This is a genomic window from Glutamicibacter uratoxydans (assembly GCF_050753455.1).
Classification (GTDB): domain Bacteria; phylum Actinomycetota; class Actinomycetes; order Actinomycetales; family Micrococcaceae; genus Glutamicibacter; species Glutamicibacter uratoxydans_A.
Genome location: NZ_CP192736.1, coordinates 685,974 through 702,651, shown reverse-complemented (window position 1 = coordinate 702,651; position 16,678 = coordinate 685,974). Strand labels below are relative to the sequence as shown.

14 protein-coding genes and 2 pseudogenes are annotated in these 16,678 nt (G+C 57.9%); 10 read left to right on the top strand and 6 right to left on the bottom strand.

Annotated elements, in window-relative coordinates; translation table 11 throughout:
• Positions 1-104 precede the first annotated feature (104 nt).
• The 3 genes from ACQQZ8_RS03360 to ACQQZ8_RS03350 all read left to right on the top strand — a co-directional run bounded on the left by ACQQZ8_RS03360 (position 105) and on the right by ACQQZ8_RS03350 (position 2,487).
• Positions 105-1,097 carry a putative oxygenase MesX gene (locus ACQQZ8_RS03360; RefSeq protein WP_431711288.1) on the top strand — a complete coding sequence of 331 codons (993 nt, stop codon included), beginning with the start codon at positions 105-107 and terminating at the stop codon, positions 1,095-1,097.
• 37 nt (positions 1,098-1,134) lie between these two features.
• Positions 1,135-2,175 (top strand): methionine synthase, encoded by a 1,041-nt coding sequence (locus ACQQZ8_RS03355; protein WP_431711287.1) that lies wholly within the window; start codon positions 1,135-1,137, stop codon positions 2,173-2,175.
• Positions 2,176-2,250: 75 nt separating this feature from the next.
• Positions 2,251-2,487 (top strand): hypothetical protein, encoded by a 237-nt coding sequence (locus ACQQZ8_RS03350; RefSeq protein WP_417373710.1) that lies wholly within the window; start codon positions 2,251-2,253, stop codon positions 2,485-2,487.
• A 518-nt stretch (positions 2,488-3,005) separates the two neighbouring features.
• On the opposite strand, the pseudogene ACQQZ8_RS03345 reads toward ACQQZ8_RS03350, so the two are convergent.
• Positions 3,006-3,170: pseudogene (locus ACQQZ8_RS03345) on the bottom strand (AAA family ATPase); the annotation flags it as partial.
• Positions 3,171-3,237: 67 nt separating this feature from the next.
• On the opposite strand from ACQQZ8_RS03345, the gene ACQQZ8_RS03340 reads away from it, so the two are divergent.
• A complete protein-coding gene (locus ACQQZ8_RS03340; protein WP_431711286.1) occupies positions 3,238-4,626 on the top strand; it encodes an IS256 family transposase in 1,389 nt (462 codons plus the stop codon).
• A gap of 29 nt (positions 4,627-4,655) precedes the next feature.
• Here the strand turns inward: ACQQZ8_RS03340 and ACQQZ8_RS03335 are convergent, their stop codons facing one another.
• The 3 genes from ACQQZ8_RS03335 to ACQQZ8_RS03325 are packed head-to-tail and all read right to left on the bottom strand — an operon-like array spanning position 4,656 to position 7,406.
• Positions 4,656-5,342 carry an AAA family ATPase gene (locus ACQQZ8_RS03335; protein WP_431711285.1) on the bottom strand — a complete coding sequence of 229 codons (687 nt, stop codon included), beginning with the start codon at positions 5,340-5,342 and terminating at the stop codon, positions 4,656-4,658.
• Entirely contained in the window at positions 5,342-6,799 is a 1,458-nt protein-coding gene (locus tag ACQQZ8_RS03330) for a Mu transposase C-terminal domain-containing protein (protein WP_431711284.1), read from the bottom strand. The genes ACQQZ8_RS03335 and ACQQZ8_RS03330 overlap by 1 nt, the downstream gene beginning before the upstream one ends.
• 40 nt (positions 6,800-6,839) lie before the next feature.
• Positions 6,840-7,406 carry a recombinase family protein gene (locus tag ACQQZ8_RS03325; RefSeq protein WP_431711283.1) on the bottom strand — a complete coding sequence of 189 codons (567 nt, stop codon included), beginning with the start codon at positions 7,404-7,406 and terminating at the stop codon, positions 6,840-6,842.
• Positions 7,407-7,608: 202 nt separating this feature from the next.
• On the opposite strand from ACQQZ8_RS03325, the gene cmtR reads away from it, so the two are divergent.
• The 4 genes and pseudogenes from cmtR to ACQQZ8_RS03305 all read left to right on the top strand — a co-directional run.
• Positions 7,609-7,977 (top strand): Cd(II)/Pb(II)-sensing metalloregulatory transcriptional regulator CmtR, encoded by a 369-nt coding sequence (gene cmtR / locus ACQQZ8_RS03320; protein WP_096288291.1) that lies wholly within the window; start codon positions 7,609-7,611, stop codon positions 7,975-7,977.
• Positions 7,974-9,914: a heavy metal translocating P-type ATPase gene (locus tag ACQQZ8_RS03315; RefSeq protein WP_431711282.1), complete on the top strand. Its 1,941-nt coding sequence runs from the start codon at positions 7,974-7,976 to the stop codon at positions 9,912-9,914. The genes cmtR and ACQQZ8_RS03315 overlap by 4 nt, the downstream gene beginning before the upstream one ends.
• 287 nt (positions 9,915-10,201) lie before the next feature.
• Positions 10,202-11,374, top strand: a complete 1,173-nt coding sequence (locus ACQQZ8_RS03310; RefSeq protein ID WP_431711281.1) for a hypothetical protein — start codon at positions 10,202-10,204, stop codon at positions 11,372-11,374.
• A gap of 220 nt (positions 11,375-11,594) precedes the next feature.
• Positions 11,595-11,867 (top strand): annotated as a pseudogene (locus ACQQZ8_RS03305) (IS1380 family transposase); the annotation flags it as partial.
• Between the two features lie 168 nt (positions 11,868-12,035).
• Here ACQQZ8_RS03305 and ACQQZ8_RS03300 read toward each other — a convergent pair.
• Entirely contained in the window at positions 12,036-12,611 is a 576-nt protein-coding gene (locus ACQQZ8_RS03300) for a CueP family metal-binding protein (RefSeq protein WP_431711280.1), read from the bottom strand.
• Between the two features lie 133 nt (positions 12,612-12,744).
• The gene (locus ACQQZ8_RS03295) at positions 12,745-13,341 is read right to left on the bottom strand and encodes a DUF305 domain-containing protein (protein WP_270106561.1); all 597 of its coding nucleotides are present in this window, start codon (positions 13,339-13,341) and stop codon (positions 12,745-12,747) included.
• A gap of 889 nt (positions 13,342-14,230) precedes the next feature.
• Here ACQQZ8_RS03295 and ACQQZ8_RS03290 point away from each other — a divergent pair.
• Complete coding sequence (locus tag ACQQZ8_RS03290; protein ID WP_270107486.1) at positions 14,231-14,491, top strand: SHOCT domain-containing protein; 261 nt, start codon at positions 14,231-14,233, stop codon at positions 14,489-14,491.
• On the top strand, positions 14,488-15,945 hold the full coding sequence (locus tag ACQQZ8_RS03285) for a multicopper oxidase family protein (protein WP_431711279.1): 1,458 nt from the start codon (positions 14,488-14,490) through the stop codon (positions 15,943-15,945). The genes ACQQZ8_RS03290 and ACQQZ8_RS03285 overlap by 4 nt, the downstream gene beginning before the upstream one ends.
• The last annotated feature ends 733 nt before the right edge of the window (positions 15,946-16,678 follow it).

The following is a 16,678-nucleotide window of genomic DNA, read 5'->3' as shown; positions in this document are numbered from 1 at the left end:
GCCATAGTTTGCCGGAGTTACCTGATATCAACGATGGCGCTGCATGATGGACACATCGACTTGATTCCGGCCTGCCCAGGCCCCTCAGCAACAGATTGGCCGCCATGGCAGACGCATTCACTTTCAGCATCACCACCACCGACTTCGACGAGGACTACACGCCCAGCACGGATTCGCGCATCACGACGAACTTCGCCAACCTGGCCCGCGGCGAAAACCGCCAGGAGAACCTGCGCAACGCGCTGACGATGATCGACCGGCGCCTGAATTCCCTGATGCACTGGGACAATCCGGACGGCGAGCGCTTCACGCTCCGGCTGGAAATCATCTCCGCCAACGTGCACTTCGACTCGGCACAGGGGGCGCAGGACTTCCCTCTGCTGGAGGTGCTGAACACCAGCATCCTGGACCGCTACACCGGGACGCGCACCCACGGCATCGTGGGCAACAACTTCTCCTCCTACGTGCGGGACTACGACTTCAGCGTGCTGCTGCCGGCAACGGCCGACGCCTCGGGCAAGCCGGTGGTCCCCGAGGACTTCGGGGAGCTGCACGGCCGGCTTTTCCAGCATTTCCTGGATTCGGAGGCCTACCGCCAGCGCTTCGAGCAGCTGCCGGTGATCTGCATCAGCGTCTCCACCTCGAAGACCTACCGCCGCACCGGCAACAGCCACCCGGTGCTGGGCCTGGAATACCAGCAGGACGACTACTCGCTGACCGACGAGTACTTCGCGAAGATGGGCCTGCGCGTGCGCTACTTCATGCCCGCCGGCTCCGTTGCCCCGCTGGCCTTCTATTTCCGCGGCGACCTGCTGAACGACTACACCAACCTGCAGCTGGCCAGCACGATTGCCACCATGGAGACCTTCCAGAAGATCTACCGCCCCGAGATCTACAACGCGAACTCCCCCGCCCCCGCGGTCTACCGCCCGAGCCTGGAGGTGCAGGACTTCTCGCGCACCCAGGTTTCCTATGACCGCGAGGAACGCACCCGCCTGGGCGCAAGCCAGGGCAGGTACACCGAAGAACACTTCATCACCCCGAACCGCGAACTGCTGAACGCCTGGGCCGCCGGCTACGCCGTCCCCGCCGCCTAAGAGCCCCTGAATACCTCACGAATCCAAAGGACCAGTTATGACCAACACCCTGCTTCCAACTTCCATTGTCGGTTCCCTGCCCAAGCCTTCGTGGCTCTCGGAAACCGAGACCCTGTGGTCGCCGTGGAAGCTTGAGGGGGCGGTACTGGCCGAGGGCAAGCAGGACGCGATGCGCGCCGCGGTGCTGGAGCAGACCCGTCGCGGGATCGACATCATTTCCGACGGCGAGCAAACCCGCCAGCACTTCGTCACCACCTTCATCGAGCACCTGTCAGGCGTTGACTTCGAGAACAAACAGACGGTACTGATCCGCGACCGCTACGAGGCCAGCGTGCCCAGCGTTGTCGGCGCAGTGGAACGCAAGGCCCCGGTGTTTGTACAGGATGCGAAGTTCCTGCGCACGCTGACGGACCGCCAGATCAAGTGGACCCTGCCCGGCCCGATGACCATGGTGGACACCCTGCACGACGCCTACTACGGCAGCCGCGAAAAGCTTGCTTGGGAGTTCGCTGCCATCTTGAACCAGGAGGCCAGGGAGCTGGAAGCCGCTGGCGTGGATGTCATCCAGTTCGACGAGCCGGCGTTCAACGTCTTTTTCGACGAGGTGGCCGACTGGGGCGTGGCAGCGCTGGAGCGCGCCTGCGAGGGCCTGAAGGCGGAGACCGTGGCGCATATTTGTTTCGGCTATGGCATCAAGGCGAACAATGACTGGAAGGCGACCCTGGGCACCCAGTGGCGCCACTACGAGAAGTCGTTCCCGCTGCTGCAGCGTTCTTCCATTGACACCATTTCCCTGGAATCCCACCACTCGAAGGTGCCGCTGGAGGTCGTGGAACTGGTGCGCGGCAAGCGGGTCATGCTCGGTGCCATCGACGTGGCAAACCAGCAGGTCGAAACCCCTGAAGAAGTGGCGGAAACCCTGCGCAAGGCAATTGCGTACGTGGATGCTGACAAGCTCATCCCAAGCACCAACTGCGGCATGGCGCCTTTCCCGCGTGATGTGGCATTGGCCAAGCTCAGTGCGCTAAGCGCCGGGGCCGCTGTGCTGCGCGAGGAGCTTGTCAGCCCCCGCGTCTAAAATCGCAGTGGCGGAGCCGTCGCTGCCCCCGCGGAAGACTTCAAGGCGCTCTTTCGCGGGCGCTCCGGCGGCATCGTGCTGATTACCACCGATGCAGGACAGAGCCCGGTGGCGCTGACCAAGTCGTCGGTGACATCGGTGAGCGCGCAGCTGCCGTTGCAATTGTTATCAGTGTCTCGATTCTCTTCATCGTCTGCAGTGCTCTTCATTGGCCATTGCTTCATCGTGCATTTTCTATATATGTGGGACGTAGAGGAAACGCAACTGAGCGCAACCAGCGGCATCGGCTGCTTCGCCCAGGCACAGATTTGAACATAACTGAGTAGCGCCGAATCTGTGTTAGATCGCGTACGCGCATTGCTGTGCTGCGAAATCGTCAAACATATTCAGGCAAGAGAACCTACGGTGTTCATTGCCTGCGCCCTCAAATCCGACTTTGCCCGCAATCAAGCATCGCGAGAGGCCGGCGATGCGTTGGACTTCCACGACTAGACGTGACGCCACCTGGGAGATCATTCCGTCATCGACAGCGGGATGACCAAATAGCGCAATCAGTATCCCCTAACACTGTCCTAGAAAATCCTCGTGTCTGCGGAGATCTTGCGTATGAACCGTCGCAAAAATAATGCCGCTAAATAACTAACGGCATGATTTCCGGGACGGTTCAGAACACCGCGATCCCCACCAGCAAGTGGATGCCGTGGTGGCGTCCGCCTGAGAGCTTACCAATGCTGGAACACATCACGATGGACAGCGGTGGGAAGGAACGGGCTGCGGTGTCCTGTGACTGTTAGCTTCATTTGGCGGTTAATTACAGCAATGATGGCGGTCTATGTGTGTCCGATGACGAGCGTTGAACGAGCAGCATCGACCACCTCATCTGTGATAGTCGTGAGCTCATTGATCTTCATGACGCGTTCTATTTGAGCGAAGAGCCTGATGATCAACCGGAAATTGCCACGGGTCACGCGAAGAATGGCCCCGACAGCTTGCGCGGAGCCTGTCAGATGGATTGTGTACGCGCCCTAGTCACTTGATAGAAAGAGACTAGGAAAACACAGAATGACCATCCAGAAAGATCAGGCCGAACAGAGCATGGAAAACGCCTCAGACATCGCCGAGAAGATCGCAGCCCTCGGCTCCATGGACGCGGTGAAAGAATCCGGGGCCTTCGATGAACTCATGGGCTTTATCGACCGCGGTGAAATCCAGCTCGACGGCAAAGACGGGTTCATCCAACAGATCATCCGCGCCGGCCTGGAACGCGGGCTGAAATCCGAGCTCAGCAGCCACCTGGGCTACGACAAAGGGGACGGGCACGCCCGGTTCGCCCCGAACTCCCGCAACGGCTCCTACCCCAAGACCGTGTCCACGATCGCCGGGGATATCGATCTGCAGATCCCACGGGACCGGGCCGGAACCTTCGTCCCAACCCTGGTGCCCAAGGGCTCACGCCGCACCGGTGGGCTGGATGAGATGATCATTTCCCTCTACGCCGGGGGCATGACGGTGCGGGATATCGCCTACCACCTAGAAACCACGGTCGGTACCCAGCTGTCCCATGACACGATCAGCAAGATCACCGATGAGGTGCTGGACGAAGTGTCGGCCTGGCAGGAACGGCCGCTGGAGGAGTTCTACCCGATCCTTTACCTGGACGCCATTGTGATCAAGGTCCGTGATGGGCATCAGGTGCGGAACAAGGCCGCGCATATGGCTATCGGGGTCACCGTGGAAGGCATCAAGCACGTGCTGGGGATCTGGGTCACCGATAACGAAGGGGCGAAATTCTGGGCACAAGTCTGCGCCCAACTGGCCAACCGCGGCGTCAAAGACGTCCTGATCGCTTGCTGCGACGGGCTGACCGGGTTCCCCGAAGCGATTGAAGCGACGTGGGCGCGGGCGACGGTGCAGACCTGCGTGGTGCACCTGATCAGGGCGGCGAACCGGTTCGTCTCCTACTCGGATCGCCGGGCGGTCAGCGCGCAGTTGAAGAGCATCTACACGGCGCCGAGCATCGAATCCGCAGCCAAGGCCCTGGATGATTTCGAAGCGTCCGAGATGGGGCGGAAGTATCCGTCGGCGGTGGCGACGTGGCGTAACGCGTGGGAACGGTTCACCCCGTTCTTGGCGTTTCCTCCGGAGCTTCGCAAGGTCATTTACACGACGAACGCGATTGAGTCGATGAACTACCAGTTGCGTAAGGTCACCAAGTCCCGGGGCCATTTCCCCTCCGATGCGGCGGCGGTGAAGATGCTGTGGCTGGCGATCTGCAATATCGAGGACAAGCGGGCCCGGGAGCGGTTCAAGGATGCGCAGAAGAAGGGCCGCACCCCGCGGGCTGGTGCCGGGTCGCATCTGGTGGAAGGGGCTGGGACGAACGGCTGGAAGCAAGCGCTGCAGCAGTTGGCGATGGCGTACCCGGAGCGTATTGAACCGTATTTGAAGTAAGTATTACGAGCCCTGAATAACGCAGGTGACTAGGGGCTTACACAAACTTCCTGACAGGCTCCTTGCGCGTCAGTGAAATCATCCATATTGAGCGTCAGCCCAAGCTTCATCCACCACCGTTGCAGGACGAAAACTATTTCTTCTTGCCCAAGCGCTTTGTACTCATGGGCAAACCCAATACGGCTGTAAAGTTGCGGATACCGGCTGAACTGCTTTTCCATCCCAGGCATACCAACAAGAATCAATGCGACTTGGGTACGGTCATGAAAGTCCCGCAGATACTCCACAGCAACAGCGTTCAGGCGTTCACACTCGTCAACGATAATCAGCTGGACATTCCCGGGCCGGTCATGGGGCGGTGAACTTCGATTGTTCTGGCTTATCAAATGTTCATCAACACAGATGCTTAATCTCGTAGATACGAGCCGTAGCTCAGATTTGAGCAGCTTCGCCGTGGTCATGACTTGCGGGTTATAGAACACCGCACGTTTTCGATTGCACATCGCATACATCCGTTCATCCTCGTCAGTACGCGGCCCCCAGCCTTGAAGGAACGGCTCCAACTTGTCCCAGCTCGCATAGGCCCGAGCTGAGTTTGTTTTGCCCACGCCAGCTTGGCCGAAGCAAATACCGATAGTTTTCTGCCGCCTGACCGCGTCCGCGAACTCTATAAACCGACGGTGTTCTTTGGTCACGATGAGTTTAGAGCTTGCCATCAGCTTCCCTCCTGGTACGTGCGCAGCTTCTTCCTAGTTAATGGCGCGGCACTCGTCATAGGAGCTTGTTCCGTATCTGTGTTCACCTTTGCCGGGGATCCGAATGACAGTTTGAGGTTGATTTGATTCCTCAATTCTCGCTTTCGAGCATTGCGTGCGGCTTGTATATCTTTGAGCGTCACCGTACTTGATTCATGTTCAGGATCGACCGCTTTACAAATAAAAGAGTCTCGGTGAAACACCCGGATTTCCGAAATGTCCCTGGGGTCATACCTGATGGTGACTTGCTCTCGCACATAGGCTGCCAATAAGGGGGAAATGTAGCGAAGTCCTTGAAAGTGGACTCCATCGCGGTGCACCATTCGTGGTTTGGCCACGGTGAGCAACAGAAGGTTCAGAGCATCAATGGACTCGGGTAGGCGTGGGAGCCAGCCTTGATTAAGCCAGGCTATTGTTGGAGCCGTTTTCGTTTCCGGGTGTGTTCGTTGGTGATAGGTGTCGGTAATGAAAGCCCTGATCTTGCTGTCTAGTTCATTGAGCGTGAGCTTGGGTGGTGAGGATTGTTTACCGCGGATGATATGCCCTGGCAGCGTCGGTAAAAGTTCAGTATTGAGTGTTCCGAAGATCCGTTCAATTTTTCCTCGTCCCTGTGGTCTGGCGACCGCTGAGTAAACGATCTCGAAATGCAGATCCTTAGCTGTTTGTGCCAGGTGCAAGCTGGTGAAATCGGTGCCGTGATCAACGTAGAGCCGATCAGGTATCCCGCACATTGGCCAGGTTTGCTCGTTCTTGGGCCAGATAGCGTCTCGAATTGCCAGTGACGTGAAGAATGCAGAGGGTGCACCGAGAAACACCATATAGCCGCATACTGCTCGTGAGTAGTCATCGAGAATCACCGTCAGCCATGGACGGGCCGGCTTCTGGTTCGCATCGAGAATGAGAATATCCAGCTCGGTGTGATCGGCCTGCCAGACTGAGTTCGGTTCCTCGGCCCGGTGCCGCCACACCAGCTCATATTTATCCCGGTAAACCACTGGCCCTTGAAGCGCGAGTGTTCGTAGTGATGGATCGAGGTTCTGCACGATTGAACGAACGCTGCTATAGGAAATACCTAGCCATCCATTCTTTTTGGCCGCCGTGCTGGACTCACGGTAGATCTGAGCGATGCTTTGTACTGGTGTCTGTAGCGCTGAACGTTCAATGAATGCGACCAGCTGCGGGTGGATTCTCGATTCTCGGCCAGCCGGCGCAGCAGGCAATAACCCAGCAATTCCGTCGTTGGCATAGGCATTTTTCCATCGCTGCAACGTGCGCAGCCCTACGCCGCTTTCATCCGCTAACTCAACGAGGGTTTGCCCACCGTTGATATGCCGGGCCAGGACGTTCCACCGGGTGGCTGCTGTTTCTTCGCGAGCTTGATGACTGGCTGGTTCAGGCCGTGCGCTGTTCGACGACATGGGTACATTCTGAACCTCGCAGGCGTTGAGGTCGAGGATTTTATTTTTGCGTTGTTTTCGTCAAAGCGCGGTAGACGGTGCTTCGACTTACTCCCAGCACTTCACCAATTTGTGCCAGGGTCATTTCTTGCTGCTCGTAAAGCTGCCGGGCAGTGCGCAGCTTATCGGCGGTAAGCAAAGCCGGACGGCCCCCGACTTTTCCACGGGCACGAGCTGCTTGCAGGCCGGCCTTTGTCCGTTCTCTGATCAGATCCCGTTCGAACTCGGCAAGTGACGCGAAGATATTGAAAACTAATCGTCCTCCCGAAGAACTGGTATCAATGTTCTCTTGCAGTGAGCGAAACTCGATACCCCGTTGCTGCAATGTATCAAGGTAGTCAATGAGGTGCCGGATGGATCGACCTAGACGATCAAGTCTCCACACCACCAAGGTATCGCCCGGGCGCAGCTGATCTATCACTGCATCTAGTTCGGGGCGTGACTCAAGCGCACCGGACGCGGTATCTGTGAATATTCGATAGCACCCAGCAGCAGTGAGCGCGTCATGCTGCAAGCGCGCGTCTTGATCACCGGTAGACACTCGCGCGTATCCAAGAAGATGTCCCATGCCTTGAAATGTATCAAAACTCGTCAATCAGCGACAGAATTGACCCCTAGATTGTGAAACTGGGTTTTGAACCGATGAACGAAAAATTGGCCATTGAATTTTCAACTGAACTGGCGTGATGTGATTTCCGCATTTTCAGTGTGTCAAAAACGAATGTTTTTGGCACAACTATCAGTACATCAAGTGCTGTATAGTACATCGTATGATGAACATTGAATCACGGATCGATGCGATGAACCGGCTTGGCCGCGCCATGGCCGACCCCACCCGGTCACGCATCCTCCTGTCCTTGCTGCACGAACCCGGATACCCAGCGGAACTTGCCCAGACCCTGGGACTGAGCCGCGCCAACGTCTCCAACCATCTGACCTGCCTGCGCGGCTGCGGAATTGTCGTGGCGAAACTGGAAGGCCGCAACACCCGGTACGAAATCACCGATCCGCACCTCACCACCGCTCTGAGCGCCCTGGTTGACGTGACGCTGGCCGTCGATGATCAAGTACCTTGCCTGGACTCTTCCTGCCCTGACTGCGCCACCAGCGCCGATCGAGAACACGAGGAGCAAGCATGAGTTCCGCCTGCGGTTGCGATTCACCGGAACCCACCGAAGAATTCGAAGAGGAACTGCCCTGGTGGCGGGATTGGCATGTGCTCGTACCCATAGCCTCCGGCGTTTTCTTCCTCGCTGGGCTCGTCCTTGAAAGGAGCACCCACGGCGAGAGCGCCGCCATCGTGGCCATGGTGCTGTTTTGGATCGGCCTGCTGCTGGGCGCATTTACCTTTGTTCCCAGCGCCCTGCGAAACCTGTTCACGAAACGGAAACTCGGCATTGGGCTGCTGATGACCATCAGCGCCACCGGTGCGGTCATCCTCGGCTATGTCGAAGAAGCCGCAGCCCTGGCATTCCTGTATTCCATTGCCGAAGCACTGGAAGACAAAGCCATGGACAGGGCACGCTCGGGCCTGCGCTCCTTGTTGAAGCTCGTCCCGGAAACCGCCACCATCATCCGTGACAGCGCACCAGTCGTGGTCAGTGCAGCAGAGATCAAGATTGGCGATGCCCTGCGCGTGAAGCCTGGTGAACGCTTGGCAACCGATGGCGTGGTCACCCAGGGATCAAGCAGCTTAGACACCTCCGCTATCACAGGGGAATCAATTCCCATGGAAGTAACCGTGGGTGACCAGGTTGCTGCTGGTTCCATCAATTCATCCGGCGCGCTAGTAGTCACTGCAACGGCTAACGGCACGGACAACTCCCTGACCACGTTGGTGAGCCTAGTCGAGCAAGCCCAGTCGGAACGTGGCGAACGGGCACGGCTCGCTGACCGCATTGCCCGCCCGCTGGTTCCCGGTGTCATCGTCCTGGCGGTACTGGTCGCTGTGCTTGGAGCGATCTTCGGCGATCCCGAAACCTGGATCACCCGCGCACTGATCGTGCTGGTCGCAGCCTCGCCTTGCGCGATGGCCATCGCCGTTCCTGTCACCGTTGTTTCCGCCATCGGAGCTGCCAGCAAGTTCGGTGTCATCATCAAAAGCGGAGCAGCGTTCGAACGGCTTGGTTCCCTGCGCCGCATCGCGGTGGATAAAACTGGAACACTCACACGCAATCAGCCCGCGGTCACGCAAGTCCAGGCCGTTGATGATGCGACCCGCGAAGAGGTGCTCGCCGTTGCCGCCGCCCTGGAACAGCACAGCACCCACCCTCTAGCTACGGCCATCACCGCAGCAGTGTCCACGATCCCTGAGGCAACGGCAGTCAACGAAGAGCCAGGACACGGCATTACCGGCGTCCTGGATGGTATTCAGGTCGGGGTCGGCAGTCCTCGATGGATTACCCCAGGATCGCTTGCTTCCGCTGTTGAATCCATGGAGGCCTCCGGGCAAACCTGCGTCATGGTCACTCGCGCAGAGCAGGTCATTGGCGTGATCGGCGTGCGCGATGAACTACGCCCTGAAGCGGCCGAAGCAATTCGAGACCTGCATAACCAGGGAATCGACGTGGTGATGCTCACCGGCGATAACTCCCGTACTGCCCACGCGCTGGCTTCAATCGCCGGTATAGACACCGTTCATGCCGAACTGCGACCTGAAGACAAGGCCCGTAAAATCACTTCGTCGGTGCAGCAGGTTCCTACAGGGATGATCGGTGACGGGATCAACGATTCCCCCGCCTTGGCTAGCGCTACCGTCGGAATTGCGATGGGCGCTACCGGTGCCGATGCCGCCATAGAATCAGCCGACGTAGCCTTCACCGGCCATGACTTGAGACTGATCCCGCAAGCCTTGTCCCATGCCCGACGGGGCCGAGCGATCATGAATCAGAACATCGTCCTGTCAATGGCGATCATCGTTGTCCTGCTGCCCTTGGCCATTACCGGAGTGCTGGGATTAGCCGCGGTAGTGCTGGTTCACGAGGTCGCAGAAGTCATCGTGATTGCCAACGGCCTTCGGGCTGCCCGCATCCACCGCCAGCAGCTCACCCAGCAGCCGGGCAACGTCCTACATTAGCGCTGGTTTCGTTGATGTTGAAGGCGGGGCACTATTTCCACCAGGAAATTAGCACCCCGCCTTCAACCATTTAGAACCAAAGTGAACCGTGCTGTGCGATGCGCCATTTTTAACGGTAATAAACCGCCAATTGAAACTAACAGTCACACGCCGGGGTTCTGTCAGTTTCCGAAGTCCTCAGCATTTCTGTCCATAGTCCACAGCACTGCCGCCCGCAAGGGGAACCCTCTGCGGTTCAAGCTCGCTATAAACTCGATTTGATGGCTTACCTGCTATAAATTTTGCTTATGCGAACATTCCCAGCTGCGCTTGCCGCACTCGCCACAATGGTCTTGACCATCGGCCTTTCATCTTGTGCAGCTACGCCCACAGAACAACTAGAAAAATTGAGCGAAAAAATTGCTTCAGGCAAAGACTGCCCAGAGCTGTTCACATGGCTGAAAGCCATACCTGCCGATACGGCCGCATACGAAAGCGCGCAGGGAGAAATGCGAAATATCGGCTGCCTTACGAACACTTCAGAACGTACTGACGCCGAACACATCGCCGTAGATCCAGAAAGCGAATGGTTAGGCGTCCCCGACGGCAAACTTGTGGAGGTATCGACAGCATGCTTGGATTCATCGCAAAAAGCATCTGACGAGTTGGACATCGATAAAGCCAAATCACTGATCCGACAGACACTGGATACATGTAAGAACGTCAACGAGTGGTTGAGCGCACTTGATAAGAACCCTGGCTTGTTAGGAATGGTGGCAGGCTCAAAGCCATCAGTAAATGAGATTGCGATTGCCTGTGGCGTATACCCAAAAACTTCAGTCTGTTCGGATTTCGAAAGTCTAGAAATCGCTAGTGAGTCGGTCAATGCGGAAGTTGAAAGACTCAAATCATCGGCAACAACTGACGATTTATCCGGAGTCATGAGATTGGAATACGAAGAGCTCAATGATCCTGCGCCACTAGCTAATTCCTCAGAAAATCTATTTGGTTACGAAGCGGTTGACCTGGAAAACGGCATATCTTTGATGGTGCTTGATAGTGGAACCGTACCAAGCGTTGAGCTTGCGGCCGATGCATCTGCCACCAATTTCGATCCGGCCCCTGGCACTTGGTATCCGGAAAGGGGCGGGCACTTCTACAAGTACGAGATTGGCATCGACAATCAAAGTACGTCCTCCACTTACTTATGGAACTACAGCGCCTCTCCCAGAATATGTCTGGAGTCCAAAGAAAATGTACTTCTGGCATGCGTTGAAGATTGGTCCCACAGAGTCGATGAATTGTGGAACCGAAGCCAGGAGGTTCCCGCTCAAAGTAACCTCACTGCCGAGTATTATTTCGATGTGCCGTTCGGAATGGAACCGGCTTACATGACGCTACTTCCGAGCACGCAGAAGACCGTTCTAAGCAAGAAAATCCCAGCTATTGCGCCAGTGGATCGCATACGCCTCGCTGACTAAAAAACATATGGGCGTGCTTAGCCGAGCGTTGACCCATTTTCCGGGCTGTTCCGTAAGCCGGTCGCCATACGGGACACTCGATCCGTTGGCTTGTTAAGCCCGGATTCACCGATGGTCGTGCCGGAAACGAGCCGTTGAGATAAGGGAAATGCCTCTCTGACCTGGGAGAATAGTGGTTACCACAACTGCTATTCCACCCCAACCAGGAGGCATCTCTCAGATGCAATTTAACCACACCCCCGCGGCGCTGTCAGCAGCATTCGACGACGCGAACCTCGTGTCGAGTGCGGGCTTGGTGCCCGTGATGCGCCTCGCCGAACGGGCAGGCCTCACGCATCTCGCTGGGAAACATCTCACCGTCCCAACCGACAAAGGCGCGAACGCGGGAGCGAAGGTCTCCTCCTTGGTCGCGGGCATGGTTGCGGGAGCAGACTCGATCGAGGACATGCGTCTCCTTCGACACGGTGGCATACGTCGCCTCTTTGATCGCGTGTCCGGCCAACCGTGGTCGTGGCCATCAGACGGGTGGTGGCCGTGATGGTCGTGGTTTGGCTGTTGGTTCATTTAAGATCCCGTCTATTGCTGGCTACGTCGCGATGGAGACGTCGGCCCGATGGGGGCGAGATGGGCGTCGTCACTAAGGATTCGGCGGCACGTCGTTTCACATGAGCTGGAGCGTTGTGATGCAGGTTGCTTTCTCGTCGGCGGTGGAAAACGGGGTGGTGCCAGATCGGCCGTTGTATGTCACTTCGATCGTTCCCTGTAGGTCACGAGGAACCCAGAATCCAGCGAACCCGTTATCGAACGTCGCCGTGGACTCTGTGACGATCACATCGCCGGTTGCGTCGTCAACGATGCGTACTTCGATGTCCTGCCCCGACAGCTCGCCGCGGCAGGTCGTGAGGCTGTGGAAGAAGCACTCATGGGTCTGCTCAATGTATGGCGCTATCGACAAATACGTGACGTCATCCGGCATGTCCAGGACCACTTCTTGGACATTGTCTGTGAGAACGAGTGCATCGGGGCGGACGGATGCGATCAAGTCTGATGGGCGATCACTCACGTTCATTCGGTCGAGGCTGTTGATGATCTCCGGCGCCGACATGTCGGCGAGGCCGTACTCGGCGAGCAGATCTACCCCAGCCGAGTCCTGGTTCGTGTCAGGCGCAGAACAGCCGACCAGCACGAGGGCAAGGATTGCGGCGGCAGCTGTGGCGAGGACGGTTGGTCGTTTCATTTCATAGTCTTTCAGTGGCGGTCCGCTGTGCTCCTCGCGGGTTCACCACGAGGAGCACAGCGGAAGTCAAAGTAGGGGTATGGGTTCGGTGCGGGCATTGCTGAAAGCAACATCGCCCACACCGAACGGTGAGCTAAAGGCTCTGGAGGATCTCGCGCATTGTCTCGATCTCGATATTCTGAGCGTCGATAATGGCCTGTGCCATCGCCACCGCATCCGGGTTCGTCCCCGAGTCAACCTCGATTTGCGCCATCTCGACCGCGCCCTCGTGGTGAACGATCATCTGCTCAAGGAACAGTCGGCTTGCTTCTGTCCCTGTCGCAGCGTCGAGTGCGGCCATGTCTTCTTCGGTCATCATGCCGTCCATGCTGCCGCCGTGATCCATGGCCATGCCGTCCGTCGAGGCCTGGGGCATGCCCCACGATTTGAGCATGCCATTGAGTGCGTCGATTTCAGGCTGTTGAGCCGCCTTGATCTCTTCGGCGAGGGTGATGACGCGAGGGTCGATCCCATCCTTCGCGAGGATCACGTCGGACATCTCCACGGCCTGTACGTGGTGAGGCACCATCATCTGCGCGAACATCACGTCAGCGGAGTTGGAGTCTTCAGTCACGGATGGTGCAGTTGTGGACTGCGGCGATGTTGACTCGACAGGGCCAGTCGAGCACCCGGCCAGGACCAGACCAGCTGCGAGGATGCCAGGGATAACGAAAAGTGTTCGGAGTTTCATGAGTCTTTCCAAAGGGTCGGAGAATTTTGGGGTCGGCGAATTGAGGCGGCGCGCACGTGGCGCAACCTCAGAAGGCCGATCAAGTCCGGCTAATGGAAAGTTCCTGTGGCGACGGCGTCATCGGGCGAGGACCAGCCCGCACGCTCACGACCATGTCTATCGCACGCTCACGAAGCCTTTGATTCGTTGACAAAAGGCGGGGGAGGAAGAAAATGAAGAATACAACGGTGCTCAGAAACGCGAGTATGCAGGCAATCTGTATCGCGTCAGATCCGCCGCAGCCCGCACCGCACGCGCCGCTAAGACCCGAGGCGCCGTCAGATTGGGCTATTGACGCTTGGGTGCCGTGACTGGCGGCGACCAGTGTTGAATGGCTTCCAGCGTCAGCCTCGACGTGCACCGTGGATGCCGCGGTCGGCAAGCTCTCATGGTTCTGACCAAGCCCGAAAGAGTGCATGAGGAAAGCGCACAGAAGCAAAGCGCCGATCGCGAAGGTGGCGACGATGAACCGGCGAGGCTTCAGATCGAACAGAGCCGAGGGGAGGTCACGTAGAACTGGCATTCCATCACCTCTCCGACAGGTACTTCGCAACTCGACTCCTACGTGCTATTCAATCATGTCGAGGCGATACTTCCCTGGGGTACCACCTGAGAATTCGTTCGACGTGGGGGCGCCACTGTGTCGATACGAGAACTCGAACAGAGGCTGACGCACGGTCAGTTTCACAGTACTTGATTCACCCGCAGCAGTTACACATGGTCGGTGAACCGGGTCTCGACTAGAATTGAGTCCAATGACTCGATGACTGTTGGAACAATTACTGTTTCGCCGAGATCATCTCAACAGTTGCCGCGCCGTCTTGGAGACAGCACACCGGAGGTGAGGGAAATGGGGCCGAATGGGGACCACATGGGCTGGTGGGGTATGGGCTGGAGCTGGGTCTTCCTCGTCCTGCTCGTGGTGGGAATTGTCATACTGATCGTGGTTCTTGTTCGAGCCTTCGCGGCACGTGGGCCTCGACAGACACCTCATCGCATCGGGACCAATGGGGCTCGCGAGTTGCTTGATGAGCGCTATGCCCGTGGAGAAATTGACACCAGTGAGTACGACGAGCGACGTCAACGACTCGACGGAGCACCTGACGCATGAAACCGATCACCCGTCGACAGGCGCTCCAGCTCGGGGCTGTGGGAGGGCTCGGTGTCGCTATTGGAGGGATCGGTCTCTCTCGGACTGGTCTTCCCTGGGGTGGGCGCGTGGCTGATGGTGATCTGCTGGTTGAGCCAGAGGTGTTACGCAGCAGCGGTGGCTTGCTGCAGGTGGATCTTGTCGCCGCTCGTCGAGAGGTGACCATCGCCGGACGACAGGTACAGGCCCTGACCTACGGGGGCACATTGCCGGGGAGAACCTGGTGGGTGCGACCGGGAGACACCATCGAGGTGCAGTTGCGTAACGAACTGGACACCCCAACCAACCTGCATACCCACGGGCTACAGGTTTCTCCCTCGGGGAATAGTGACAACCCCTTCCTCTCTATAGACCCTGGGCAGAGTTTTGGTTACCGGTTTACCTTGCCAGAGGATCACCCGTCTGGTGTGTGCTGGTATCACCCTCATCGGCATGGCTCAGTCGCTGACCAGCTATTCGGTGGCTTGTACGGTGCACTTATTGTCGAGGATGAAAAAATGCCGGTCAGTCGAGAGCGGGTGCTCGTCGTCTCCGACATTTCACTCACCGCTGGAGGACAGATCGCGACCGCCTCGGGCATGGACGTGATGATGGGCCGTGAAGGTGACCTCCTATTGGTCAACGGGCAGCACCGCCCACACATGTCGGCACGACCTGGGGAGCGGGAACGCTGGCGAGTGATCAATGCGTGCACTTCCCGTTACCTACGTTTGGCCTTGCCTGGGCAGCGCCTGGAATTGCTGGGGATCGACGGGGGTCAAGAACAGGCTCCCCGGGAAGTGCGGGACGTGCTCCTGGCTCCCGGTAATCGCGCCGACCTTCTCGTGAGCATGAGCGCCGGTAGTGGTGAGTTTCAGACACTGGGCTACGACCGTGGTGGAATGGGAATGGGAATGATGGGAGGTCGAAACCTCTCCGGAGCTGAGGCCATTGCCACGCTCACTGTCTCCGGGCAAGAGACTTCTACGCCAGATACGGTGCCAGTTCGCTCGCCGGTTCTTCGGGATCTACGCGAGCAGCCTGTTGCGCGGCGGCGGGAGATTGCCTTCACCATGGGAATGGGGTCGATGATGCGCGGTGGCGGGAGCATGATGGATCTCGGATTCGACGGTCGTACTTTCGACATCGACCGAGTTGACCAACGCGTTGCTGCGGGAGCCGTGGAAGAGTGGCTCATCACGAACCCCACACCCATGGATCACCCCTTCCATTTACACGTATGGCCGATGCAGGTGATCGAGACGGACGGGCAACCGGTCAGCGAACAGGTTTGGCGTGACGTCGTCAATGTTCCTGCCCAAGGTCGAGTGCGGGTGCTCATCGACTTCACTCGTCACCCGGGGCGCACCGTATACCACTGCCACATCCTTGATCATGAAGATGCTGGCATGATGGCCATCGTCGATGTCGGCTGACCAGCTGCAGCGGCGTTGCGGCCTGGCCAAAACCCACCGCTGCCGCGTAGTTTCCGTTACTTGATGTTGCCGGATGCACCACGTATTGTTGAAGTAACACGGCAGGCTCGCTTCTCTAGATGAGACGCGAGCTTGTTCTTTTTCTACCTCAGTGCGAGACACCCAGGCTTGCCAGACGAGATTCTACGGAGACGGCAGAGGCACTCCTGGACTGGTGGCAGACACCAAATACCGATCTGCCAACTGCTTCTGATGGGTCGATGCGAGCCCCCACAGGCCTGCTGGCAACAATGACTGAAGCAGATTTTGACCTTGCCATCGAGAAGTCGGACACGACGATGGCTTTCAGAGTTCCCGCGTCGCCTGAGTGAGTTTTCGTTGCCCGGGGGACGACGCGCGACTACCCTTGAAAGTGTGCCAGCGACCGCAATTGCGACGTGGACACGAAGCCCATTTCACAGTGGCACGCTGGGGGCACGACAACTCCATAACTACCGATAATCCGCGGAATCACGCGGGTGGTGACTAATATTGGGACTTTTGATACGACGGGACTCAATGCCGCGCAGTGGCGTTGAGTCCCGGGCGTATCAAGGTTGAGCGAGCCCGCCGCAGGCGAGCGAGGCGAAACCTGAGTTCTCCGGCACTCCGGCCGAAAAGTCTAGTCAGAGGCCCAAATCCGTGAAATCTCGCGGGTTCGGGCCTTTTCGTGCTCTCTGCTCGGCGACAGAGG